The 24,705-nt window shown below is 70.4% G+C and carries 20 protein-coding genes; 5 read left to right on the top strand and 15 right to left on the bottom strand.

All coding sequences use genetic code 11. The features are described from left to right. Positions 1-20: 20 nt before the first annotated feature. The 6 genes from EDD92_RS11245 to EDD92_RS11220 all read right to left on the bottom strand — a co-directional run bounded on the left by EDD92_RS11245 (position 21) and on the right by EDD92_RS11220 (position 8,646). Positions 21-3,866: a lipopolysaccharide biosynthesis protein gene (locus tag EDD92_RS11245; protein ID WP_123964165.1), complete on the bottom strand. Its 3,846-nt coding sequence runs from the start codon at positions 3,864-3,866 to the stop codon at positions 21-23. After that, positions 3,859-4,659, bottom strand: a complete 801-nt coding sequence (locus EDD92_RS11240) for a polysaccharide deacetylase family protein (RefSeq protein ID WP_123964164.1) — start codon at positions 4,657-4,659, stop codon at positions 3,859-3,861. The genes EDD92_RS11245 and EDD92_RS11240 overlap by 8 nt, the downstream gene beginning before the upstream one ends. Next, complete coding sequence (locus EDD92_RS11235; protein ID WP_123964163.1) at positions 4,652-5,641, bottom strand: glycosyltransferase family 2 protein; 990 nt, start codon at positions 5,639-5,641, stop codon at positions 4,652-4,654. The genes EDD92_RS11240 and EDD92_RS11235 overlap by 8 nt, the downstream gene beginning before the upstream one ends. Next, a complete protein-coding gene (locus EDD92_RS11230) occupies positions 5,638-6,474 on the bottom strand; it encodes a glycosyltransferase family 2 protein (protein WP_123964162.1) in 837 nt (278 codons plus the stop codon). The genes EDD92_RS11235 and EDD92_RS11230 overlap by 4 nt, the downstream gene beginning before the upstream one ends. 345 nt (positions 6,475-6,819) lie before the next feature. Continuing rightward, the gene (locus EDD92_RS11225; RefSeq protein WP_260326491.1) at positions 6,820-7,254 is read right to left on the bottom strand and encodes a hypothetical protein; all 435 of its coding nucleotides are present in this window, start codon (positions 7,252-7,254) and stop codon (positions 6,820-6,822) included. A 183-nt stretch (positions 7,255-7,437) separates the two neighbouring features. After that, entirely contained in the window at positions 7,438-8,646 is a 1,209-nt protein-coding gene (locus EDD92_RS11220; RefSeq protein WP_123964161.1) for a S8 family peptidase, read from the bottom strand. Between the two features lie 315 nt (positions 8,647-8,961). Between EDD92_RS11220 and EDD92_RS11215 the strand changes: the two genes are divergently transcribed. Next, positions 8,962-9,768 (top strand): SGNH/GDSL hydrolase family protein, encoded by an 807-nt coding sequence (locus tag EDD92_RS11215; RefSeq protein WP_123964160.1) that lies wholly within the window; start codon positions 8,962-8,964, stop codon positions 9,766-9,768. On the opposite strand, the gene EDD92_RS11210 is transcribed toward EDD92_RS11215, so the two are convergent. The 4 genes from EDD92_RS11210 to EDD92_RS11195 form a co-directional block, all read right to left on the bottom strand. Further along, positions 9,769-11,370 carry a serine/threonine-protein kinase gene (locus tag EDD92_RS11210; RefSeq protein WP_123964159.1) on the bottom strand — a complete coding sequence of 534 codons (1,602 nt, stop codon included), beginning with the start codon at positions 11,368-11,370 and terminating at the stop codon, positions 9,769-9,771. A 63-nt stretch (positions 11,371-11,433) separates the two neighbouring features. Beyond that, on the bottom strand, positions 11,434-13,200 hold the full coding sequence (locus tag EDD92_RS11205) for a sulfite exporter TauE/SafE family protein (RefSeq protein ID WP_123964158.1): 1,767 nt from the start codon (positions 13,198-13,200) through the stop codon (positions 11,434-11,436). After that, positions 13,197-14,792, bottom strand: coding sequence for a lipopolysaccharide assembly protein LapB (locus EDD92_RS11200; RefSeq protein ID WP_123964157.1), 1,596 nt, complete (start codon positions 14,790-14,792; stop codon positions 13,197-13,199). Before EDD92_RS11200 ends, EDD92_RS11205 begins: the two co-directional genes overlap by 4 nt. A gap of 172 nt (positions 14,793-14,964) precedes the next feature. Continuing rightward, a complete protein-coding gene (locus EDD92_RS11195) occupies positions 14,965-16,497 on the bottom strand; it encodes a DUF4331 domain-containing protein (protein WP_123964156.1) in 1,533 nt (510 codons plus the stop codon). A 277-nt stretch (positions 16,498-16,774) separates the two neighbouring features. On the opposite strand from EDD92_RS11195, the gene EDD92_RS11190 reads away from it, so the two are divergent. The 3 genes from EDD92_RS11190 to EDD92_RS11180 all read left to right on the top strand — a co-directional run bounded on the left by EDD92_RS11190 (position 16,775) and on the right by EDD92_RS11180 (position 18,531). After that, the gene (locus tag EDD92_RS11190; protein WP_030946282.1) at positions 16,775-17,317 is read left to right on the top strand and encodes a sigma-70 family RNA polymerase sigma factor; all 543 of its coding nucleotides are present in this window, start codon (positions 16,775-16,777) and stop codon (positions 17,315-17,317) included. After that, positions 17,314-18,135, top strand: coding sequence for an anti-sigma factor domain-containing protein (locus EDD92_RS11185; RefSeq protein WP_123964155.1), 822 nt, complete (start codon positions 17,314-17,316; stop codon positions 18,133-18,135). Before EDD92_RS11190 ends, EDD92_RS11185 begins: the two co-directional genes overlap by 4 nt. Before the next feature lie 126 nt (positions 18,136-18,261). Then, positions 18,262-18,531, top strand: coding sequence for a hypothetical protein (locus tag EDD92_RS11180; RefSeq protein WP_030946278.1), 270 nt, complete (start codon positions 18,262-18,264; stop codon positions 18,529-18,531). 221 nt (positions 18,532-18,752) lie between these two features. On the opposite strand, the gene EDD92_RS11175 is transcribed toward EDD92_RS11180, so the two are convergent. Together EDD92_RS11175 and EDD92_RS11170 are read right to left on the bottom strand one after the other, a co-directional pair. Further along, positions 18,753-19,535, bottom strand: coding sequence for an ABC transporter permease (locus tag EDD92_RS11175; protein ID WP_123964154.1), 783 nt, complete (start codon positions 19,533-19,535; stop codon positions 18,753-18,755). Continuing rightward, the gene (locus tag EDD92_RS11170) at positions 19,532-20,491 is read right to left on the bottom strand and encodes an ATP-binding cassette domain-containing protein (protein ID WP_123964153.1); all 960 of its coding nucleotides are present in this window, start codon (positions 20,489-20,491) and stop codon (positions 19,532-19,534) included. The genes EDD92_RS11175 and EDD92_RS11170 overlap by 4 nt, the downstream gene beginning before the upstream one ends. 63 nt (positions 20,492-20,554) lie before the next feature. Between EDD92_RS11170 and EDD92_RS11165 the strand changes: the two genes are divergently transcribed. After that, positions 20,555-21,268, top strand: a complete 714-nt coding sequence (locus EDD92_RS11165; protein WP_123964152.1) for a TetR/AcrR family transcriptional regulator — start codon at positions 20,555-20,557, stop codon at positions 21,266-21,268. 6 nt (positions 21,269-21,274) lie between these two features. On the opposite strand, the gene EDD92_RS11160 is transcribed toward EDD92_RS11165, so the two are convergent. The 3 genes from EDD92_RS11160 to hmgA are packed head-to-tail and all read right to left on the bottom strand — an operon-like array spanning position 21,275 to position 24,569. Continuing rightward, positions 21,275-22,435 (bottom strand): type ISP restriction/modification enzyme, encoded by a 1,161-nt coding sequence (locus EDD92_RS11160; protein ID WP_123964151.1) that lies wholly within the window; start codon positions 22,433-22,435, stop codon positions 21,275-21,277. A 40-nt stretch (positions 22,436-22,475) separates the two neighbouring features. Continuing rightward, entirely contained in the window at positions 22,476-23,225 is a 750-nt protein-coding gene (locus tag EDD92_RS11155; protein ID WP_123964150.1) for a GntR family transcriptional regulator, read from the bottom strand. 27 nt (positions 23,226-23,252) lie between these two features. Further along, positions 23,253-24,569, bottom strand: coding sequence for a homogentisate 1,2-dioxygenase (gene hmgA, locus EDD92_RS11150; protein WP_123964149.1), 1,317 nt, complete (start codon positions 24,567-24,569; stop codon positions 23,253-23,255). Between the last annotated feature and the right edge of the window lie 136 nt (positions 24,570-24,705).

Genomic DNA, 24,705 nt, shown 5'->3' with positions numbered 1-24,705 from the left:
CCACTTCACGACACGCGTTCTCACTTCATCGTCAGGAACCGCTGCACCAGCGAGGCCAGCAGCACCGCCAGCAGCGGCAGCGAGAACCAGAAGCTGCTCTGCAGCCACCGCAGCTGCCGCACACCCGGCCGCACCGCGACCCGCACCACCTCACGCGCCGTCAGCAGCACGATCAGCGCGAGAGCGGCCAGGGCGCCGACGACCGACCACGGCGTCCAGGTGATCTGTGGTCCGATCGGACCGGGATCCGGCTTCGGCACCTTGCCCGCGGGCTGCTTCCTGAGGGCGTAGACGGTGGCGTCGTCGTTGACGTAGACCTTCTGCAGCTCGGGCCGCTGGTCCAGGTTCTGGACGAGCCGGGGCTCCCAGGTGTCCGAATAACCCACGTCCATCTGGAGATAGGTCGTCTGGCTCGCGTTGACCATCAGATACGAGTTCGGGCCCGCGTCCTTGAGCGCCTTGACCAGCCCCGACACCAGCACCGGATCGGCCGGTGCCAGCGTGGGCACATAGTTGACCCGCTCCATGTCCTTCGCGCCCCACGGCATCGCCGGCGTCACGTCGTTGACGGTGTCGTTGCTCAGCCACAGCAGGCGGACGGTCGGCTTGTCGTGGGCGTACACGTAGTCCATGGCGGCGACCTCGCCGGGCCGGACCCGCTCGAACGGCTCGTTGCCCCAACGGGCCACCAGGAAGCCGCCCATGAGGACCAGGCCCGCCATCAGCGCGGCCAGCGGGGCGAGGCTCACACGGTCCTTGTCGCGTTCCTCCGCGGTGATGCCGGTGCGCGGGAACAGGGCGAGGCCGGCCAGCAGGGCCGCGCCCGGCACCGCGAACATGAAGACGCGCAGGGCCATCTCGCCGCCGTAGGACTGCATGCCGAAGCCCAGGAACGGGACGAACGTCAGCACCAGCAGCGACCGCTCGCGGTACTTGTGGTCGCGCCGCCGCCACCAGCCCCAGCAGGCGAACGTCATCACACCGCCGGCCAGCAGCACGCGCGCGTACAGGACGAGCTTGTGGGTCGAGTCGCCGCCCTGGATTCGGCCGGAGACCGAGGTGGAGACATTGCTGCCGACGCCGCCGACCCCGCCGAACAGGTCGTCGAAGTGCCCGGACCAGTACGGCTCGGCCATGAAGCCGATCCACACCGCGACCACCACGGCGAACAGGATGGGCAGGCCGCGCAGTTCGGACCTGCCGGTCAGGACGAGCACTGCGAGCACGCCCAGCATCACGAACGGCGTGAGCTGGTGCGCCGGGACGCTCGCCATGAACAGGCCGATCAGCACACCGAGCAGGACGGCCTTCTGGCGCCGGTTCGCCGGCTCGACCTCCGCCTCGCCCGGCCGCCTCCTCGTCCAGATCACCCGCGGCTCACGGAACCAGACCAGCAGGACGGCGACGAAGGCGAGGTAGAGGAGATAGGTGAAGCCCTGCGGGGAGAAGTAGTCCTGGCCCACCCAGCCGCTGAGCACGAAGATCCAGATGCCGGTCCACTTGGCGCGCCAGCTCGCCCGCAGGGAGCGCACCAGCAGGAACATCGGGGCCAGATAGAGGAGCTGGATGGTCAGCGGCCACCAGCGGATGAGCTCGGTGAGGTCGGTGACTCCGCAGGCCTTCGTGACGAACGCGGCCACCGCGAAGAACCCCGGCCAGCTCCAGCGCGCGTCCAGGTCCGGTACGGCGGACCCGGTGCGGTCGATGTAGTCGAGGAACCCGAGGTGCTGCCAGGCCGTCGGGAAGCGCGGCTCGGTCTCGATCACCGCGGGCAGCGCATGCAGCGACACCACGGTCGCCAGCAGGGTGACCAGCAGCAGCGCCTTGTGCTCCCGGCCCAGCCACAGCAGCGAGGCGAACACCGCGACCAGCAGCGCCGCCCCGACCAGCGTCGGCAGCGGCAGCACCGAGATCAGGCCGAGCCCGCCCATCCGGTCCAGGTCGGCCTCGCCCAGGCGCAACGCGGGCACCCAGTACAGCAGCAGCGCGGCCGCCAGCAGACAGCCGAGGAGGACTCCGAGGCGGGTGGGCTGCAGCCGCTCACGCCAGGAGAGCGGCGGCGGTTCGGGCCCTCGTACGGGCGCCTCTTCCGGTACGAGCGACGCCTCCGCCTCTCGTACGACCTCCTCGCTCGCGCCGAAGCCCCTGTCGAAGCCCGCGTCGAAGCCGGCCTCGAACTCGGTCTCGAAGGGCGCGTCCACCTCCATCTCGGCCGGTCCCAGGGAGGCCTCCGAGCCGGGCTCGCGCTCCTCCACGGGCAGCCCGACCTCGGGGTTCTTCGCCCAGGTCGGCCGGTGGTCGACGGGTACGGCGGGCGTGCCGGTGGGTGGGGTGCCCGGGCCGGGGCGGACGTCGGGACGGCGTTCCAGGTGATCGAAGTCGACGTGGATGCCGAGAGCGAGAGTGTCCGTGTCCAGCGCCCAGGCAGGCCCCCGCCTGCGGGGCTTCTCGACGGCCGGGACCTCGCGCGCCCCCAGGTCGGCGAGGTCCCCGTCGGGCGCCGCGTCCTCGGGGACGGCGTCGGCCGGTGCGGCCCGGACGGTCCTGTACAGCTTGGGTGCCGCGACGGTGACGATCACCGCGAGCGAGGAGATCTCGGCGACGCCCGCGCCGGTCAGCCCCATACGGGGGAGCAGCAGCAGCGTCAGGCCGAGCACCAGGACGCACAACAGGCCCTGCAGCCAGGCCAGTCCCGCGGTGCGGCTCTGCGCGCGCAGCACCGCGAAGTACGTCTCCATGACGACCCTGAGCAGTGCGCCGACCGCGAACCAGCGCAGCAGCGGCGTCGCCGCGTCCGCGTAGCCCTGGCCGAAGACGCCGAGGATCCAGGGCGCGCCGATGAACAGCACCCCGCAGATCGGCAGCATGATCCGCGCCATCCGCTTGAGCGCCGCCCGCGTGTTGGCGGCCAGCCGGGCCGGGTCGTGGGAGCCCTCGACGGTCAGGGAGGCACCCATGTTGATGGCGAGCAGGTTGACCGTGCCGCCGATCGTCGTGGTGATGTAGAAGTACGCGTTGTCCTCGGAGCTGACCTGCGAGGCGATGATCACCGGGATCAGATAGACCACGGCGAGCGAGAACAGCGAGCCGGTGTAGTCGCCCGCCAGGAACCTGCCGATCTCCTTCAGCGTCGGCGCTTTCGCGTGGTCGGCGGTGGCCTCGATGTGCCGGGGGACCAGCTTCCGGAACACCAGCAGGCCGAGCGGCACCACGGAGGTGGCGATCGCCAGCACCCAGGAGACGAACACACCGGTCGTGGGCATGCTGGCGGCGAGACCGACCAGCAGCGCCAGCTTCACCGCCGAGAACACCGTGTTGCCGACCGGCACCCACGGCGCACTCCGCAGCCCGGTCAGCACCCCGTCCTGCAGCGTCAGCAGGTTCCAGGAGGCCACGGCCATGATGAAGCCGAGGCCCTTGATCGGCCCGTGCAGGAAGCTGTACGACGGCCCCCAGGTGCTGAGCGTCAGCAGGAAGATCCCCGCCGCGAACGACACGACCACACAACTCGCCGCGTACGTACGGAAGATGAGGCGTCCGGTGGCGCGCCCGGCGACCGGGATGAAGCGGGCCAGGGCGCCCGTCAGCGCCACCGCCGTCAGCCCGGCGAGCAGCTTCATCGCGGCGATCGCGGCCGAACCCTGGCCCACCGCGGACTCGGAGTAGTAGCGGGCGGCGATCAGCCAGTACCCCAGGCCCAGCACCGCGGAGATGCCGGTGTTGAGCATCAGGGCGTAGGCGTTGCGGAACAGCGGGCTGCCGCCGTTGGACCTGCCCATCCCGGGCAGCCGAAGACGGCGCCCCGCCTGCTCGGGCGCCTCGGTCGCGGGCTGCTTCGCCTCGGTCGTCGTGGTCGTGTCAGACACGGGATCGGATGGCCTTCCGGCGGACCTGTCGTGCTCTGCGGACCAGGGCGTACCCCTTGGTGAGGGCACGGTCCCTGGCGAAGTTGCGGGCGATCGCGCGGCCCTCGACCAGCCGCTCGAACTCCTCGATGCCCGTGCTGCGGCGCACGGTCACACGCTGCAGGGCGTACGGCCCCTGCCGGGGGCGCGCGAGCCCGTTGCCGACGGCGAGCGCCTGGGCGTACCCCGTCTCGCGGACCGCCTCGCGCACCCGGCGGCTGGAGTAGCCGTACGGGTAGGCGAAGGAGCCGGGGACGGTGCCCAGTTCGTCGGCGACGATCTCCTTGCAGTGGATCAGCTCGTACCGCAGGCCGTCGTCATCGAGCTGGTCGAGCTGCGGGTGGGTGTGGCTGTGACCGCCGATCTCGACGTCCGCGGCGGCCAGTTCGCGCACCTGCTCCCAGTCCAGCATCGTGTCGAGGCCGCCCCCGGTGTCGTACGCGCCCTTGATCCAGCCGGTGGAGACGAACAGCGTGGATGCGAAGCCGTGCTTGGCGAGCACCGGCAGGGCGTGCCGGTGGACGCCCTCGTAGCCGTCGTCGAAGGTGATCAGGACCGGGCGCGGCGGCAGCGACCGGCCGGAGCGCCAACTCGCCGCCAGGTCAGCCGTGTTGACCGGGGTGAGCCCCAGGTCGCCGATCATCGCCATCTGCTCGGCGAACGCCTCGGGCGCGACCGACAGCGCGCGCGTGGCGTCGTTCGGCGCGGTCGCGACCGAGTGGTACATGAGAACCGGTACGGGCGCTTCACCCATGAGATCCCCCCTCGATCTCGACCACGGAGAACGTGGCACCGCCCTTGCGGGCCCGGACGCTCCCCACCACGTACCCGCCCGCCGCCGTCAGCACCCCGGCGACGATCGCGCCCGCCCGTCCCGCACCGCCCGGCCGGGCCAGCACGGCGTCGCGCAGACCCCGCACCACCCCGGCCGGCAGCACCCGGGTGGTGTACCGGCGCTCGGACTCAAGTCCCTTGTCCGCGCCGACACTTCGCGCCACCAGCGCCTTGGACAGGCCCTCGGCGTACGCGCGCGTGCGGAAGTACCCGAAGTGCTCGCGCGCCTCGGGCACCCGGTGATGGATCACCGCACGGTCGTCGATCAGCAGGACCGCGTCGGGTCTGGCGCGGGTGAGGCGGATGCACAGCTCCGTCTCCTCGCAGCCCAGCGGGCGCTTGTCGCCGTCGCGCCCGATTCCGGTGGCGAAGCCGCCCGCCGCGTCGAACGCCGTACGGCGGAACGAGGCGTTGCCGCCCAGGACGTTGCGGACCCGGACCAGGCCCGGCGGCAGCCCTTTGTACGTGCAGCCCACCACCCAGTCGAACTCCTCCGGGAACCAGGCCGGACGGCGGCCCGAGGCCCAGATGGGCATGGTGCGGCCGCCGACGGCCATCACCCGCGGATCCGCGTACCCCTCGGCGAAACGCCTGAGCCACTCCCGCTCGGCCACGGCGTCGTCGTCGAGGAACGCGATCACCTCGCCCCGCGCGGCCGCGATACCGGTGTTGCGGCCGGCGGACAGCCCGCGGGGGCCCGCGTTGGCGAGCACGCGGACCTCTTCGACTTCCTTGTACTCCTTGGCCAGCCGGTCCAGCAGAGTCGGGTTGTGGTCGACGACCAGCAGGGTCTCCAGCGCAGGACGGGACTGCGCCCGCACCGAGGAGACCGCCGCGAGGATGTCCTCCCAGCGGTCCTCGGTGTAGACGCAGATCACGACGGAGATGTCGAGATCGCTCAAGACACCTCTCCCCGCACCGAGTCGAGCCGATCCGAGTCGATCATCGGCGAGTGGTGTTCCTGGCTGCGCAGCTCGCGCCGGTTCGACCGCTCCTTGAGGATCACCTTGAGCACCCGGAACCCGTCCCGCACGGCCCGCAGATTGCTTGCGCCGTGGATGCGGAGGTACTCGTAGCTCGGGATCTCCTGCACCTTGAGGCCCGCCTTGACCACCCTGATGTTGATCAGGGTCTCGATCTCGAATCCGGTGCAGTCGAGGTCGATCTTGTCCAGGCAGTGCCGCCAGAACGCGTTGTACCCGTAGCACAGGTCGGTGTAGCGGGCGCCGAACTTGCGGTTGACGATGGTGCACAGCGCCCAGTTGCCGAGCTTGCGGATGAACGTCATGTCGTCGGTGCCGCCGCCGTTGGCGAAGCGGGACCCCTTGGCGAAGTCCGCGCCGGAGACCAGGGCGGAGACGTACGACACGATCTCGTTGCCGTCGGCCGAGCCGTCCGCGTCGACCATCACGATGATGTCGCCGGTGCACGCCTCGAACCCCGTGATCAGGGCATCCCCCTTGCCCTTGCCCTGCTGCTCGACGACCTTGACGTTCGGCCACAGGTCACGGGCCACTTCGACGGTGTCGTCCGTGGAATTGCCGTCCACCAGAACGACTTCGTGTATCCAGTCCGGAAGTGTCTTGAACACGTACGGGAGATTCTCCGCCTCGTTCATGGCGGGGATCACCACACTCACCGGCGGCGCGATGGCCAGGTGAGAGGAGATCGGCCGGTATCGGCCGGCAAGTGACGGACCTTGGCCCGTGGCCGCCGGCCGCAGAACAGAACTCATGAGTCTGGTCCCTCTCGTCCGGTGGACCGCCCGCCCCTGGGCGGCCCGGTTATGTGTCCGGTTCGAAAGGGGGGTTTCACGCCTGTGGCATGACGAAATGGATCTCCGTGCACGCCGATGGCGAGCTGGCAAAGCTGGCCGTCTGCCGTGGAACGGCAGCCGGTCGCGCGGCACGTCCCGGTCACAAGTGCGGTCACCGAGCACGGCACCCCCCTACCGCGCCCCACGCCGGGAACCATCGCGGTCCTGAGCCCTCCCCTGGGCCGCTCGATGATGGACCGATGCGGGTGAGATGTACGACGGTATTGATGATTGAACCCGTATGGCAAGGCCTGGAACGAGGCCTCACGTTTTTGTTGGTTTGACCGTTACACAACCCAGAAGAAGGAGAAAACTGATCACGGTCACTGCGATGATTCCGCCGCGCACCGACCACCGGTGAACGGCCAACATGCCCTGTGCCACCAGCATGTTGAGCATGATTGCGCCCGCGACGGCGGCGAGCGTGCGGCCGAAGGGCTCCAGTCCGCGCAGCGCGGCCCCGATGGCCGTCGCGGGCGCGGCGAGCAGGAAAAACAGGGTGAGCGGCCCGCGCAGGGGTGAGCCCGAGTCGGCCAGCGCCAGCAGCGCGCCGAATCCCCCCACGGCCGTCGCGGCGCCCGCGAGCAGTGGCGACAGGTCCCTCCCCGGTCCTGGTCGCGCCCGCTCGGCGCCGTCTGTCGACGATCTGCCGTCTGTCGAAAGTCTTTTGGTGAGTCTCTTGATACGGATGGTCTGCATTGGCGACTTTGCCCCCCAGCGCGCCGGATGCCGGGCTTCAATGTCGCGCAGCGCAAGAGGGGGCGTCAAGACACGGGCCCTTCCCACACCTGTTCTCATCCACGTTTAAACAAGTGTTCCCCGGAGGCGCCGACTGCCTCCGGGGAACCTTGGTTCAGGCCGAGTGGGCCCCTCGTGCCGGTGCTACGACACGACCTTCAGGAGTTTGTTCGGCGAGCCGGATCCCGCGCCGGTGACCACGCCGGAGGTGGCGCCGTTCACCAGGGCCGTGGCGACCTGGGCCGGGGTGGCCGAGGTGTGGCCCGCGAGGTAGACCGCCGCGGCGCCCGCGACATGCGGGGTGGCCATGGACGTACCGGAGATGGTGTTCGTCGCGGTGTCGCTGGTGTTCCAGCCGGCCGTGATGGAGGAGCCGGGCGCGAAGATGTCCAGGACCGAGCCGTAGTTGGAGTAGCTGGCCCTGGCGTCCGAGCTGGTGGTCGCGCCGACCGTGATCGCGGTGGAGACGCGGGCCGGGGAGTACGAGGAGGCGTTGGCGGAGCTGTTGCCCGCCGCGACGGCGTAGGTCACGCCGCTGGATATGGAGTTGGCGACCGCCGTGTCCAGCGAGGAGGAGGCGGAGCCGCCCAGCGACATGTTGGCGACGGCCGGCGAGGTGTGGTTCTCGGTGACCCACTCGATGCCGTCGATGACGCCCGCGGTGGTGCCGGAGCCGCTGTTGTCGAGCACCCGCACGGCCACGATGTTCGCCTTCTTGGCGACGCCGTAGGTCGAGCCCGCGATCGTGGTGGCCACATGGGTGCCGTGGCCGTTGCCGTCGGAGGCGGTGGTGTCGCCGTCGACGGCGTCGTAGCCGTAGGAGGCGCGGCCGCTGATCTGGGAGTGGGTGATGCGGACGCCGGTGTCGATGACGTACGCCGTCACGCCGCTGCCCGCGGTGTCCGGGTAGGTGTACGTGCCGGACAGCGGCAGCGCGGCCTGGTCGATGCGGTCCAGGCCCCAAGGGGCGCTCGACTGCGTGGTGTCGGTCAGGTGGACGCGCTGGTTCTGCTCGACGGAGGCCACCGACGGGTCGGCCGCGAGTCTCCTGGCCTCGGTCGCCGAGAGGGTGGCCGTGTAGCCGTTGAGCACGGTGTCGAAGGTCTTCCCGACCGTGCCGCCGTACTCCTTGATCAGGCTCTTGCCCGCGCCGGAGGCCGCCTTGAGGCCGGTGCTCTTCTTCAGCGTGACGATGTAGCTGTCCTTGACCGCCGTCGGGGAACCGGCAGCCAGGACCTTGCCCTCGGCAGGGGCGGCCTGGGCGGGGAGGGTGGTGAGTCCGCCGACCAGAGCGGCGGTCGCCAGACCGGTGACGGCGGCGAACCGGAGCTTCTTGCTACGCAGTTGTGCCATTACGAGGGAGTCCTCCTCTAGGCAGCGCACGCCTGGGTCGGGCGCACGACTGTGGGGGGTGCGCGCGAGGTTGCACGCACGGCCCGGAACGTCGCGTTCCCGTCCCAAGCCGAAGCAAAGAATGGGTCATCTGCGGGTGTGGAACAAGGGAGTTGAGGGGTTGTCAACAAACCTGTCATGAGCACGTAATCAAACATGCCGTGAAGGGGTGGTGGCGACCCGGCAGGGACGGAAAAGTCTTGACATGAACACTTCCCATCGACACGTGTCATTGGTACGACGGTTACGGCAGAGATCCTGCTAAAGGGAGGTTCCATGAGACGTTCCCGAATTGCCGTTTTCGTGAGCTCGATCCTCCTCGCCGCCGGCACGGCCCTCACCGGGGCCACGGCGGCGCAGGCGTCCGGACAGGCCGCAGCCTCCGGCTATGTGGCCCTCGGCGACTCCTATTCCTCCGGGGTCGGCACCGGCAGCTACATCAGCGCCAGCGGCGACTGCAAGCGCAGCACCAAGGCCTACCCCTACCTCTGGGCCGCCGCACACTCACCCTCGACCTTCGACTTCACCGCCTGCTCGGGCGCCCGTACGGGTGATGTTCTGTCCGGACAACTGGGCCCGCTCAGCGCCGCCACCGGCCTGGTCTCCATCACCATCGGCGGCAACGACGCCGGCTTCTCCGACGTCATGACGACGTGTGTGCTCCAGTCCGACAGCGCCTGCCTCTCCCGGATCAACACCGCGAAGGCGTACGTCGACTCGACGCTCCCCGGACAGCTGAACAACGTCTACTCGGCGATCACCGCCAAGGCTCCGAACGCCCATGTCGTCGTCCTCGGCTACCCCCGCTTCTACAAGATCGGCACCACCTGCGTCGGCCTCTCCGAGACCAAGCGGAAGGCGATCAACGACGCGGCCGACTACCTGGACACCGCCACCGCGAAGGTCGCCGCCGACCACGGCTTCACGTTCGGCGACGTCCGCACCACCTTCACCGGCCACGAGATCTGCTCCGGCAGCTCCTGGCTGCACAGCGTCGAGTGGTTCAACATCGGCGAGTCGTACCACCCCACCGCCCCCGGCCAGTCGGGCGGCTATCTGCCCGTCCTGACCAGCGCGGCCTGATCACTCGGAGGGTGACGGCGAAGTACTGGAGGAGGCCCCGCCCGTCGGGGTCTCCGCCACACAGGTCACCGAGAACGGAACCGAGTCGGACGTCGTCTGCTTCGGCGAGCGCACCTCGACACTGATCGAGTTCCGGAAGGTCCCGGTGCTGTTGTACGTCGTCACGAACGCCTTGTCCTGCTTGGTCTTTCCGCCGCCCTCCGGGAAGGACAGGGTCTTCCACCCCGGATCCATGATCTGCCCGTCCTTCGACAGCCAGCGGTAGCTGACCTCCGCCGGCAGCTTCCCGACCGTGAAGGTCGCCGTGAACTCGGGCGCGTCGCTCCGGGCGGGCGGACAGGTGCCGGAGTAGTCGGTGTGAGAGCCGGACAGTGTGACGCTCACGGTCTGGGGTGGCGCCTTGGAGGCGCTGCTGCTCGGACTCGGCGTCGGGCTCGCGCCTCCGCCCGGGTTGCTGTGCGTGGCGGTCGACGGAGTCCCGGTGTCCGAACGGGGGGTGTCGGCGTTGTTTCCCCCGCCGTTGTCGCGGTTCAGCAGCGCGTACGTCAGCCCTGCGATGGCCAGGGCGAGGACGACCACCCCGACGAGCAGGACGACGCCGGCCCGGCGCTTGCGCTCCGGCGGCGGTGCGGCCGCCGCCGTCGTCGAGGGGCCCGGCGCGGGCTGCGTCCGTCCGACCGGGTACGGCATCGGAGGCGTCGGCGACTGAGGCTGCGGGAAGCCCGCGACCGTCGGTGCGTACGGCGACGCCTGCGCGCCGTACGCGTGGGGCGTGCCGCCCGCTGAGATGATCCGCAGGTCCTGCTCGGCCCGGTCGGCCGGCAGCCGCTCGGCCGGGTCCTTGCGCAGCAGTCCCTCGATGACGGGGGTCAGCGGACCGGCCCGGTACGGCGGCGGCAGCTCCTCGTCGACGATCGCGCGCAGGGTGCTGAGGGGGGTCTCCTGGCGGAACGGGGAGTTGCCCTCGACCGCCGCGTACAGCAGCACGCCGAGCGACCACAGGTCGGACTCCGGGCCGGGCGTGCGGCCCAGCGCCCGCTCCGGCGCCAGGAACTCCGGCGAGCCGATCACCTCCCCGGTCATCGTCAGCGCCGAGCTGCCCTCGACCTGGGCGATACCGAAGTCGGTGAGCACCACCCGGTCGTCGTTCGACAGCAGCACATTGGCGGGCTTCACATCCCGGTGCAGCACCCCGGCCTCGTGCGCCGCCCGCAGCGCGGCGAGCACCTCGGCGCCGATGTGCGCGGCGCGCTGCGGATCCAACGGGCCCTCGGCGTCCAGGAGTTCGGCAAGGGAGATACCGCGGACCAGCTCCATGACGATCCACGGCCGGCCGTCCTGCGTCGCCACGTCGTACACCGTGACGACGTTGCGGTTGGCGACCCGCGCGGCCGCCCACGCCTCGCGCTCCAGCCGGGCGTACAGCCGCTCGACGTCCGAGGCCGGCAGCCCGGCGGGCGCACGCACCTCCTTGACGGCGACCTCGCGGTGCAGCACCTCGTCCCGGGCGCGCCACACGGTTCCCATGCCGCCCTCGCCGAGGGGGGACAGGAGACGGTAGCGGCTCGCGATCAGACGTTCACTGCCCGATTCTTCGGACACGGGCGTCCCCCATTCGCATCCGCGTGTTTTCTCCACTCCGTGCGCTTTCTTCCCCAACGTAGCTCAGCCGAGTGCGGATGCCGCCCCCTTGAGCACCAGTCCGATTCCGAGCGACACGACGAGGAAGGCCGAGCCCAGGGGCGCGGTCCTGCGGACGAGGGCCGCCATCGGGTGGGTGGTCCATCGGGGGCGCCTGTCCAGCACACGGTTCATCCCGGTACCCAGCTTGACGACGGCGAACCCCGCCGCGGTCAGCGTGAGGGCGAGCCCGACGCCGTACGCGACGACGAGCAGCAGCCCGAACCAGGCCTGACCGAGCGCCGCCGCGCCGACGAGCACGACGACCGCGGAAGGACTGGGCACAAGGCCCCCGGCGAAGCCCAGCAGGATCGTGCCGCGGAGGGTGGGGGCGACGGAGTGGGTGTGGGTGAAGCCGCCGTGGGTGTGCTCGACGGTGTGTGAGTGGGGGTGGGGGTGGGGGTGGTCGGAGTGGTGGGTGTGGCTGTGGTCGTGGCTGTGGTCGTGGTCGTGGCTGTGGGGGTGGTCGTGCTCGTGCTCGTGATCGTGGTCGTGTGGGTGGCTGGAGGAGTGCGTGTGGGTGTGGGTTTCCGCTGCCGTCGAGGCGGTTTCGGCGTGGGCGGCGACCAGGACCAGGGCGCGTTCCGCGGGCGCGGTGGTCTCGAGCGGGTGCGTCTGGCCGCCGGGGCTGTGCGGATGCGGGTGCGGATGGTCGTGGTCGTGCGCATGCCCGTGATCGTGGGGGTGCTCGGGGGCATGGGTGTGTCCGTGTCCGGGGCCGCGGTTGCGCCAGGCTCGGCGTACGAGCGTTGCGCCCGCGCAGGTCACCAGGACGCCGCTTGCGATGCCCAGCCAGGTGATCACCGAGGGGGCCGCCGCCGAGCCGGCTGTGACCAGGAGGCCGAGGGCGACCACGCCCAGGGTGTGGGTGACCGTGACCGAGGCGGCCAGAGGCATGACGTCCTTGAGGCGGGCGCGGCCACCGCGGGCGGCCGCCGTCGCGGCCATCAGGGTCTTGCCGTGGCCCGGGGCGAGCGCGTGCATCGCACCCAGGACGACCGCGATGAGCAGCGAGAGCGCGGCGAAGCCGAAGGTGAGGTCGTGCCGGGCGACCAGGTTGTTCAGGGCCTGCGTCCAGCGGTCGGCGCCGCGCGGCAGCACGGAGGCCGCAGGGGCGCCCTGCCGCTCCTCGGCCAGAGCCGGTCCGCCGGGGCGTACGCGCAGGGAGGCGGTCGAGGTGTCGGCGGGGGAGGAGAGCAACTCCTTGGGGTAGCTGGTGAGTTCATGGGACACCGAGGTCTTCGGTACGTCCGTCGCGGTGAGCGTCATACGGTCGCCGCGCGCGGTGATCTCCCGCCAGCCGGGCCCGGAGGTGGCGCCCTCGCTGTGGAAGCCGAGGGTCACGGTGTCGCCCTTGGGGAGCGGCGCGGTCAGCCGGCACTCGACCCGGAGGGTGTTCAGCCCCGCCTGACCCGGCCGCAGCTGCGCCTTGCTGCTGCCGGCGGTCAGGGCGGTCGCCTGTCCGTCCACGGTGACCTTGCTGCCCTCGGCCGCCTTCGCGCACCGCTCCTTCGCCCACTCGGTCATGCCCAGCCGCTCGATGTCGGGCTTGGCCTGGGTGGCCGGGATCTCGGCGAGGTCCTCGACGTGGTCCACGCGGAGCTTGCCGGGGGCCGCCACCAGGCCGTCGTAGCGGTTGACGGTGAAGTTGCCGAGGGGGTGCGCGCTCGCGCCGGTGGAAGGTACCAGCGCGAGCGCGCAGGCCGCCGTGAGGACGGCCCCGCTGGAGGCGAGCAATCGACGGGGGTTCACTTCGCCGCCTCCAGGTCTTCGAGTGCCTTACGTGCTTCGCGGGCGCCCAGTGGCGAGAAGCCGGGGTTGAGTTCCAGCGCCGCCTTGAGGGAGCCGCGGGCGTCCGACGCGCGCCCGGTGGCGCGTTCGATCATGCCGCGGTGGTAGAGGAACGAGGCGTTGCGGTAGCCGGTGGCCGTCGCCTGCCGGGCGTACGGGAGGGCCTGAGCGTCCTTGCCGTTGACGTGCAGTGCCCAGGCCAGGGCGTCCGCGGTGTGCACGGTGTGGCGGCGGGCCCACTCGGCGCGGGCGGCGCGCAGGGCCGCGGCCCTGTCGCCGTGGTCGGCCGCCGCGAGGGCGGTGTCGAGGTCGGCGTTGACGCCGTTGGCGCGGGCGAGCGCGATCCAGGCGTCGACCAGGGCGTACTGGTCGCGGGCCTTCGCCCTGTCGCCCTCGGCGCCGCGGTCCTCGTACATCTCGCCGAGTTCCACGAGGGGTTGGGGGAGCGGGTAGCGGGCGACGAGCTGCTCCATGTCCCTGAGCCCGGTCGCCTTGTCGCCGCTCGCATACTCGGCGCGGGCCCGCCCCTCCAGCGCCGGTAGGTAGTTGTCGTCGGCGGCGAGGGCGCGGGCGTAGTTGCTGACCGCGGTCTTGTAGTCGCCCTGGTTCCAGGCGAGTTGGCCGAGCTGGAAGGCGACGTAGGAGATGTCGCCCTTGGTGCTCGCGGTGCCGAGGGCCTGCTCCAGGACCCGGCGGGCCGTCTTCACGTCCCCGCGCAGCTCGTGCACATACGCGTACCGGGTGAAGACGGGGATGCCCGGGCGCCGTGAGTCCGCGGTGTCGGCCGCCTTCGACGCGTCGGCGTAGCGGCCGAGTTCGACGAGCGCGTCGATACGGGACGACAGGGCGTTCTGGCTGTAGGAGTTCTCCTCCAGCACCTGGTCGGCGTAGTTCAGGGCGTCCTTGAAGTCGTGCCGGGCCGCGGCGAGGGCCGCCTGCCCGGTGATGGCCTGCTCGTTGCCGGGCTTCACGTCGAGGGAGCGCTTGAGGGCCTTGTCGGCCTGCGGGTAACGGGAGGGGTCGCCCTTGGTGCGGGCCTGCTCGACATAGGCGAGCCCGAGACTCGCCCAGCTCCCGAAGTCCCTTGGCTGAGCCTTGAGATGGGCCTGCAGGGAGAGGATGCTCGCGTCGATGTTCCCGCTGTTCAACAACGCCGGTGACAACGCGCTGGGCGCGTCGGCAACGGCCGTGGTACCACCGTCCCGGATGGCGCCGTACGCGATGGAACCACCGGTGAGCGCGACGGCCAACAGGGCGGCGAGCCCGGTCAGTTGACCGATGTGCCACCGGCGCCCGGCAGCAGCGACGCGACGCACAGCGGTGACTCGCTCGTCGGCGGAGGCATCCTCCGGGGCATCGACGGACTTGCCTTCGGGGGTGCTGACGGCTGCTTTCGACTCCGGCCCGGCAATTCCCTCAAGGGGCGCGGGGCGTGTAGATGTGCGACTCCGCCGCGTGGGCGCAACCAGCCCCGACGAACCCGCAGACGACTCACCACCCGTCTCGCCACCCTCCGCGGGGCGGTCCTCGCTGTCGTTCGTACCCGGGGTCATTGCCCTCTCCTCAAGTGCCGTGCAGGACCAGAAAGTTGCCGCTGGAAGCGGCGCGGCCCGCACCGTGGGGGATGAGTACGTGCGGGCCGCGCCAGACTGTGGGTGGTACGAGATCCGCGGATCGGGCGGTTGCCGCTCCGAAGAAGCCGCCCGATCCGCCGTTGAGGGCGGCCTAGTAGACCCGGCTCCGCATCCGGCGCCACCACATGAGGCCCGCGCCGATCAGAGCGATACCGGCCGCTCCGCCACCGGCCGAGGCCGCGATCAGCGTGGTGTTGTTCATGCCGCCGGCAGACGCGGGCTGCAGGGCGTCACCGAGCTGGCTCTTGACGTCGCTGCCGCTGCTGACACCCTTGGCCGTCGCACCGCGCGAACCGGACGTCGGGTTGGCCAGGTACGGGAAGTACTTGCCGAAGCCCTTGTCGTTCTTGTCGACCGCGTCGCCCAGGTCGTTCTTGGAGCCGACCAGTTCGCCCTCCACGACCTGGAGCGCCTCGTCGATCACGTCGTCGGTGAGCCGGCGCCCGTTCGGGAAGCCCGCGTTGTCGCCGTCGAGGACGCCCAGCCGCTTCGGATAGGCGGCGGGCTTGATGGACGTGTTCAGGCGCAGCTCCTCCGCCGGGCGTACGTACGGCGGCTGGTTGAGGCCCTTCACGCCCTTCAGGAACACGTCGACGAGGTCGTTGCGCGGCTCCGACGGAGCCTTGATCTTGTAGATCGACTCGATGAGCTTCGGCAGCTCCGGGTTGGTCACGTTCTTCAGGAACTGTGCGTCCTCCCACGGCGAGGACGCGTTGAACTTGTCCTTGTCCTTCAGTGGGTTGACGACCTCGTTGACCAGGGGGTTGCCGAGGCGCGAGACCTGCTCGTAGTAGCCCCGGGCGTTCTTGCGCTCGACGGTCGACCAGACGCCGATGACCGGCTGCTTCTTGGACTCCGTGAGCATGTCATTGGGCAGCTGCAGGGCGATCGAGTTGACGTTGTAGCCCTTGAGGGTGTCCCGGCCGACCTCGGAGAGGTTCCCGCCGTACAGCAGGTCGAAGACGCGCAGGTCCGCGAAGAACGGGTCGTCCGCCTGGCCGGCGAACGTCTGGCCGCCGTTGGACATCTTGTAGATCGCCTGGTCGCGCAGCTTGCCGTAGTCGGGCATCGACGCCTTGCCGACGTCCGAAGGCGCCACCGGGATGTCCTCGGCGAGCCTGGTCTTCGAGACGGCCCTCTGGCCCTTCAGCTTGATCAGGTCGATGTTGTACGTCTGCGTGATGTTCAGGTCGGGGTCGGTCAGGTTGCTGACCACGCCCGTGTTGTACAGGAACGACTTCTTGTTCTTCGTCTGTGTGCGGAACGTGTAGCGGAGCAGCAGGTCACCCTGCGCGTCACCGTTGTTGTCGATGTGGATGTCGTACTGGGCGTCGTCGCCGAACTGGAAGAAGTTCGGGCCGCCTGCCGGTTCCTCGAACGGGATGAAGTTCGCGATGACCGTCGTGGTGTCCGGCTTGTCCGGGCTGACGAACGCGTACAGGTCCGTGTTGTCGTACTGGGGCTGCCCCGAGATCAGCGGGGCCTCCCGGTGGCTGGAGGCGGAGGCCGCCCCCGGTGCCAGCGTGGCCACACCGGCGGCCGCGAGCCCGCCGGCGGCCAGCGCACTGGCTATCAGGGTCGCGATGCTCCTGCGTCCCGAGCCGCTCCTGGAGATAGGTGTCATGCCGTCCGTCCTCAGTCCCAACTTGCCTGACGAACGCTGATTCGGAGCGGTCGGCAGGGTGGATTGGTCGAATCCCAAACGTTCTTACGGCGAACTTGGAATCTTGTTTCAGACGAACGCGAACCTGTTTGAACGCGGATCCCGGCGGATCCTGTTTGATCGGCCGTCAGACCCGCGTTTTGGGCGAGCTGATCCGTAACCCCATCCGGAGGTGCGTTCGTTGCGAATGCCTGGTGTGACGGGACGGGGCCCATGCGGCCGGGGAGAGGGGGACCGAGTGGAGGCGGACGAGCTTCTGGTACTCGTGGCAGGCGGCGACCAGAAGGCATTCGAGGAGCTGTACGGCCTGGTGTCCGGTCCGGTGTTCGGACTGGTCCGCCGGGTTGTACGCGACCCCGCACAGTCGGAGGAGGTGGCCCAGGAAGTGCTGCTCGAACTCTGGCGCTCCGCGGGCCGGTTCGACCCCGGCCGCGGCAGCGCCCTGTCCTGGATCCTCACCCTCGCCCACCGTCGCGCGGTCGACCGGGTGCGCAGCGCCCGTGCCGCCGTCGACCGCGAACAGCGCGAGGCACGCCGGGCCCACCACCCCGCCTTCGACCAGGTCACCGAAGAGGTCGAGGCGGGCCTCGAACGCGAGTGGGTACGCCGCTGCCTGGACCGACTCACCACCCTGCAGCGCCAGTCCGTCACCCTCGCCTACTACGACGGCTACACGTACCGTGAAGTGGCCGAGCGGCTCTCCCTGCCGCTGGGCACGGTCAAGACCCGGATGCGCGACGGACTCACCCAGCTGCGCAAGTGCCTGGGAGGTGTCGCATGAGTCTCCTCGCCCGACTGTTCCGCCGCGGGGATCTGCACTCCCTCGCGGCCCCCTATGCGCTCGACGCGCTGGAGCCCGCGGAGCGGGTCCGCTTCGAGCGGCACCTCAAGAAGTGCGAGCGCTGCCGTGCCGAGGTACGCGCCCTGTCCGAGGACGCCGTGCGCCTCGCCTGGTCCACGGCAGCTCCGCCGCCGGCCGCGATGCGCGACCGGGTGCTGGCCGCCGTACGGGCCACTCCGCAGCAGGCGGGGCCGGTCGCGAGGGAGCACACGCCCCAGCTGCCGCCGCACGTCTGGGGCACGCAGCCGCCGCCGGGACGCTCCCGTGCGCCGCGCGAGCGCCGCCCCTTCTTCGTGCCGTTCGCCACGGCGACGGCCGCCGCGGCCCTCGTCGTCGCCTCGCTCTTCGCCGTCCAGGCGAACCGGACCCAGGACAAGCTGGACGCCGAGCGCGCCCAGGCACGTGAGATCGCCCACGTTCTCGCAGCTCCCGACGCGCGCGCGAGCACCCGCAGGGACCCCCAGGGCCGAAGTATCGGAGCGGTCGCCTCCGCATCTCAGGGACAGGCGGTCGTCACGCTCAGCGGATACGGCGCCCTGCCCAGCGGACGCGTGCACCAGCTGTGGCTCATGCGCCCCGATGCGCAACCACGCTCCCTGGGGCTCTTCGGGGGCGGCGACACGCCCTTGGTCGCGACCGACCTCAGCAAGTCGGCCACGTCACTCGCAGTGACCGTCGAGCCCGACGGTGGCTCACCGCAGCCCACCAGCCAGCCCATTGTCCAACTCGCCCTGAAATCGGTTGGATTCGGAGAGTGACCATGGAGGAGTTGTCAACACCCTTACGGGGAAGGTGAATCCTGTGACCGCGATACACGAGTGCCCCGAGGGAGCGATAGGGTTACCCTGCCCGGGCCGGGTGGACTCGTACGGGTGGGGAGTGACATGGAACAGATAACAGTGCGCAGCAGGGCCAGGGTCCCTGCGATCACCTGCGGGAGCAGCGCGACCAGTTCGCGTCTCGACCGCCATCTCTCGGTGCTGGGCGGCCCGGCCGTCCCGCAGCGCGAGACGGCCGAGGCGACCTCGCTGATGCGTGAGCTGACCGCGCGTGACACCCCACGTGAGCGCAGCGCCAGGGGCAACCGGATCAGCCGTGTGCTGCTCTTCGCGCCGCTGCGCCGACTGCGTCGTTCGCTGTTCGGCGGGCGCTGAGCGACACCGGCGCTCCTCGCGGGCCCGCGCCCGGGTGACCGCACCGTCCCGGCGCATCGCTGCGAACTCGTCGTCCGTCATCCCCACGGCACAGCAGCGATGTCCAGGTGCGGCACCCCGGCGCGGCCCGCGCCCCCGTCCGATGCCCCTTCCCCGCCCGGCATCGACGGCTCTCGACTCTCCCTCGAACGAGCTTCAGCGCTCCTCGGAGGGGTGACCGTTCATCGCTCCCCGTGTGCGTACCTGCGCACCGCGAGCGGCAGGAACACCGCGATCAGCACGGCGCACCACAGCAGTGACCCGGCGATCGGGTGCGCCACCGGCCAGGCAGCGTCCCCCGGCACCGGCGCATTGCCGAAGAGGTCCCGCAGGGCCGTCGTCACCGCGCTGATCGGATTCCACTCGGCGACCGTGCGCAGCCAGCCCGGCAGACCGTCCGTCGGGATGTACGCGTTGGACAGCAGCGGCAGCATGAAAGTCGCCCCGCCCAGCTGCCCCGCGGCCTCCTCGTTCCGGGTGAGCAGGCCGAGGAAGATCCCGATCCAGGTCGTCGCGAACCGGAACAGCAGCAACAGGCATACGGCGCCCACCGCATCGAACGCGCTGCCCTCGACCCGCCACCCCACCGCGAGCCCCACCAACAGGAACGGCACCGTGCCTGCGGCCGTGACGACGACATCCGCCACGGCCTGCCCGACCGGTACGGCGGCCCGGTTGATCGGCAGCGTCCGGAACCGGTCCATGACACCTCGGTGGGTGTCCTGGGCGGCCTGGAACATACCGGTCATGATCCCGTTCGCGGCCGTCGCCACCAGCAGTCCCGGCACCAGGAAGGACCGGTACTCCCCGCCCGGCATCGCCAGCGCGCTGCCGAAGACGTAGCCGAAGAACAGCAGCATGCTGATCGGCATCGTCTGAGTGAGGACCAGCAACCCCGGGTTGTTCCGCATCCGCCGCAGCTGGCGGCCCAGAAGGGCGGTCCCGTCGTACGCCAACGTGCTCATGCCGCACGCTCCTTGTCGTCCTCGGTGTTGTCCTCTGTCAGTCGCAGAAAGGCCTCGTCGAGCGTCGGCGGACGCAGGGCCGCATCGAGCAACGGCACGCCCGCCGCGTCGAGTTCGCGCACCAGGCGGGGCAGTGTGAGCGTCCGGTCCCTGGTGACCGCGCCGACGGCGTTGCGTTCACGGTCGAACGACGGCTCGGCGCCGGTGAGTTGATCGAGCACCCCGGCCGCCTTCACCATCACGTCGGCGTCCGCGACGACCACCTCGACGTACGCCCCGATGAGCCCCTTGAACTGGGCCGGCGAACCCGTGTGTGCCACCCGTCCCCGGTCCACCAGGGCGATGTCGTCGGCGAGTTGGTCGGCCTCCTCCAGATACTGCGTGGTCAGCAGCACCGTCGTACCGTCGGCCGTGAGCTCGCGCACGGCCGTCCAGATCAGATTGCGGCTGGCCGGGTCGAGCCCCGTCGTCGGCTCGTCCAGGAACAGCACCTCGGGCCGGCGGATCAGGCTGGCCGCCAGGTCCAGCCGGCGGCGCATCCCGCCCGAGTAGGTCGACGCCGCCCGCCCGGCGGCCTCTGCCAGCCCGAACCGCTCGAGCAGCTCGTCGGCGCGCTGCCCCGGCGCCCGCACCCGGTGCAGCCGCGCGAACAGCTGCAGGTTCTCGCGGCCCGTGAGGTCGCCGTCGACCGACGCGTACTGCCCCGTGACGCCGATCCTGCGCCGCACGGCCGCGGGCTCCCGGACGAGGTCGTGCCCCGCGATCCGCGCCGAGCCCGCGTCCGGCCGCAGCAGCGTCGTCAGCAGCCGTACGGCCGTCGTCTTGCCCGCCCCGTTCGGCCCGAGGACACCGCAGACCGTGCCCTGGGCCACCGCGAGATCCAGCCCGCGCACCGCGTGCACCTCGCCGAACCTCTTCTCCAGACCTTCACTAAGTACAGCGTACGTAGAAGTCATGTTCCGATCATAGCGCACTACGTACGGTGTACGTAACTAGGATGGTGGGCGAGGTGATGATCGATGGCGGGCCGAGCGGCGGTACCCGAAGTGATCTGGGCGCGTCCCGAGCGGACGGGCCGGGGGCCGAGGCCGGCCTACACGCGTGCCGACATCGCGGCGGCGGCGGTGAAGGTCGCCGACGAGGGTGGCCTGGACGCGGTGTCGATGCGGCACGTCGCGGCCGAGCTGGGCTGCGGGACCATGTCGCTCTACAACTACGTCCCCCGCAAGGAGGACCTGTACGAGCTGATGGTGGACGCGGTCAGCGGCGAGCACGAGCTGTGGGAGCCGTCGGGGGACTGGCGGGCCGACATGCGCCGGGTCGCCCAGCAGACGCGGGCGCTGATGCACCGGCATCCGTGGCTGACGCGGCTGATGTCACCGGTGTACGGGTTCAGTCCGAACGCGCTGCGCTATCTGGAGCACTGTCTGGCCTGCCTGGACCCGCTCGATGCCCGCTACGGCATGAAGATGCAGCTCGTCGGGATGCTGAACGGCTGTGTGACGTCGTATGTCGCCACGGAGTTGGCTGCCGCCGAGCGGACGCGGTCGTTGCCGTGGTCGGCGGAGGAGGAGAGCACGGTGCGGATTGCTTATCTGGGGGGTGCGCTTGCCGGCGGCGCTTATCCGCGGATGGCTGCGGCGTTCACCGAGGACTCGGGGCCGATTGATCTTGACGGGGCTTTTGAGTTGATGGTGGAGCGGATGTTGGATGCGTTTGCGCCGCGCCCCTGAAGGCCGTCACAGCAACGCAAATTGGCCTTCTGGGCCTTCCTCGTGGTGATCGAAGACCGAGGCCGGTCTGCGGGACGCTTCCGGCGCGGGTAGGACGCCCGCCCTGCCCAGCTCAGATGCGGTGATCGGAGTCTTGATCGTCAACTCCTCCTGCTGTGGGCGCAGTTCGGCCAACAGCGCCAGGACCGTGATCAGCTCCAGCAGTTCCGACGTCCACGTCTGTGGCCAGGTCGTCGGGCGGATCGCCGTCAGCGTTCCCGGCTCGGGCTCCGTCGTGCGGGTCGCGAACCACTGCTCCAGGACCCGGACGCCGGCCGCCTCGAAGTCCCAGGCCTCCGGCGGCACCGGGGAGATGCGGCCCTCGTCGAGCAGCAGGGTTTCCTCGTCGCGGTCGTAGGCGATCGTGAGCGGCCGGGACGGTAGCGGGGCGCGGACGTACGGGCGTCGGCCTCCCGGCAGCTTGGGGCGGTCGCCGTTGCGGCGCATCAGCCAGAGGATGCGGCGGCCCAACTCCACACCGTGCAACCAGAGTTCGGCGTCCTCGGTGAGGGGGACCGTCAGGTCCGGCCGTGCCGTTGCCATGGTCCAGGCGAGGAGGTCCGACGGGTCGGGGGAGTGGCCGAGGCGGGCGCTCAGGTGGTCCAGCAGGCCCGGGGCAAGGTTGGGTTCGGTGCCGCCGGGGCGGCGGTAGAGAGGGCGGACGCGGCCGGGGCGCAGGAGGGGGAGGTGGGAGGTGGCCAGGAGGTGCGGGCCGGTGCTGTCCGTGGCCGTCTCGGCGACGAAGACCTGGTGCTCGTCCGCCACCCGCCACAACTCGGGGCGGGCCGCGTCGATCAGGCGGTGGTCGGGGATCAGCCACTGTTCGTCGAAGGGGGCGTGCAGGACGCGTACCGGCTCGGGGCAGGGGCCCGACGTGTGGATCAGCTTCTCCGTGCCGCTCGACTGGCCCGGCAGCTGGCTGACCGCCGAGCGCAGCGTGCGCGACCGGGTCGGTTCGAACAGGGCCTCGCGGTCCGGGCCCTCGGCCTTCATCAGGGCGTCCCAGCGGGCCTTCAGGGACGCGGCGTCGGGGCCCGTCGGCCACCCCCGGCCGAGCCGCGGCGGTGCGACGGACCACGGCATGAGGTCCGCGAGCAACGGAGCGTCGTCGTGCGTCACGCTGGGCATCGTACGACCTTGCGCCGACAGGCAGTGGGGGCCGGTGACGTCATGTGGCGTCCAGGGTCACCGTGAAGGAGAAGCGGTCGCCGCGGTAGTGGATGACTGCCACGTCCAGGACCCGTCCGTCCCCGTCGTATGTCACGCCCGTGTAGTGCAGGATCGGGCTGAGCAGCGGGACTTGGAGCAGGCGGGCCGTCTCCGGGTCGGCCAGGCGGGCCTCCACGGTGTCCGTGATGCGGCTGATGTCCGCCCGGACGATGTCGCGCAGCACCTTGGTCATCGGCCGGCGAACCAGGTCGGCGGGGTCGAAGCGGGCGGCCAGTTCGGGACGGACGTAGTTGCGGGCGTGGTTGGTCGGCTCGCCCGTCTTCTCGTCGCTGCGCAGCCGGTGGTACGTGGCCACCTCGCCGGTCTCCGGGAAGTACTCGACGAGTTCGGGCGGCACGGGCGCCCTGCCGTGGTCCAGCAGTTCCGTGACCATCCCGGACTGCTGGGCCACGATCGCGTCCACCGAGCCGAGCAGCCGGACCGGGGCACCCCTCAGGGCGTCGGGCTCGATGAACGTGCCCCGGCGGCGGTGGCGCGTGATCAGGCCCTCGTCCTCCAGCTCCTTCAGCGCCTGCCGCATGGTCAGCACGCTCACCCCGTAGTGCCCCGCCAGCTGCTCCTCGGTGGGCAGCCGCAGCGGGTCCTGGGGCGAGCGGCCCAGTATCGAGGCGCGCAGGGACTGCGACACCTGGTACCAGAGCGGCAGCTTGCGGTTCAGGACGATCGAGTCCGGGGCGAAGGAGGTCACGGGCCTATCCGTACCGGTCGTACGCGATCAGTGCAACGGGCGGAAATGCCGCTCGAGGCCCTGCCACACGTCGTCGTAGTGCTGCTGCAGGTGCTCCGCGCCCGCCGCTTGCGGGGTGAGCGTCATCGGCCAGCGGGTCTCGAACATGAACGCCAGCCCGTCGTCCACCTTCTGCGGCTTGAGCTCGGCCGCGCTCGCCCGGTCGAACGTCTCCCGGTCCGGACCGTGCGCCGACATCATGTTGTGCAGCGAGCCGCCGCCCGGCACGAAGCCCTCCGCCTTCGCGTCGTAGGCGCCCTCGATCAGGCCCATGTACTCGCTCATCACGTTCCGGTGGAAGTACGGCGGCCGGAAGGTGTCCTCGCCCACCAGCCAGCGCGGCGCGAAGACGACGAAGTCGACGCCGGCCAGGCCCGGGGTGTCGGACGGGGACGTCAGCACCGTGAAGATCGACGGGTCGGGGTGGTCGTAGGAGATGGAGCCGATGACGTTGAAGCGGCGCAGGTCGTAGACGTAGGGGACGTGGTTGCCGTGCCAGGCGACCACGTCGAGCGGCGAGTGGTCGTAGACGGCCGTCCAGAGGCTGCCGCAGAACTTGTTCACCACCTCCACCGGGCCCTCCACGTCCTCGTAGGCGGCGACCGGAGCCTGGAAGTCGCGTGCGTTGGCCAGGCCGTTGGCGCCGATCGGGCCCAGGTCGGGGAGGTGGAAGGGCGCGCCGTAGTTCTCGCACACATAACCGCGGGCGGAGGCATCCAGCAGCTCCACACGGAAGCGCACCCCACGAGGAACCAGCGCCACATGTCCCGGCTCCACCTGCAGCAGCCCGAACTCCGTGCGCAGCAGCAGCCCGCCGTGCTCCGGGACGATCAGCAGCTCGCCGTCCGCGTCACTGAAGACGCGCTCCATCGAGGAGTTGGCGTGATACAGGTGCACGGCCATTCCGGTGCGCTGGGTGGCGTCGCCGTTGCCGCCCAGGGTCCACAGGCCCGCCAGGAAGTCCGTCCCGGCCGGGGGTTCGGGCAGCGGGTTCCAGCGCAGGCGGTTCGGGTCGGGTGCCGATTCGGTGAACGGGGCCGTACGGATCGCGCCGTTCTCCGTGCGCGTGAACGCCGGGTGCGCGGCCGAGGGGCGGATGCGGTAGAGCCAGGAGCGGCGGTTGTGGGCCCGCGGCTCGGTGAACGCCGTACCGCTGAGCTGTTCCGCGTACAGCCCGAGCGGTGCACGCTGTGGCGCGTTGCGGCCCTCGGGCAGGGCGCCGGGCACGGCCTCCGAGCTGTGCTCGTTGCCGAAACCGGAGAGGTAGGTCAGCCCCTCGGCCGTCTTGCGCGCGTCCCCGCTCATCGTCGCTCCCTTGCGGACTGATGCAGACATGCAGATCGATGCCTTCTGATTCCTATGTATCACCGTAGGATTGCGGTTTCGCGTGCGCAAGGGGGTCCCCGGGCCTCCTCATCAGGGAGGAACGAGAACCAGACTC

It is taken from the genome of Streptomyces sp. TLI_185, from assembly GCF_003814765.1.
Lineage (GTDB): Bacteria > Actinomycetota > Actinomycetes > Streptomycetales > Streptomycetaceae > Streptomyces.
The sequence above is the reverse complement of the archived record's forward strand: the minus strand, read 5'-3'. Positions and strand labels throughout refer to the sequence as shown.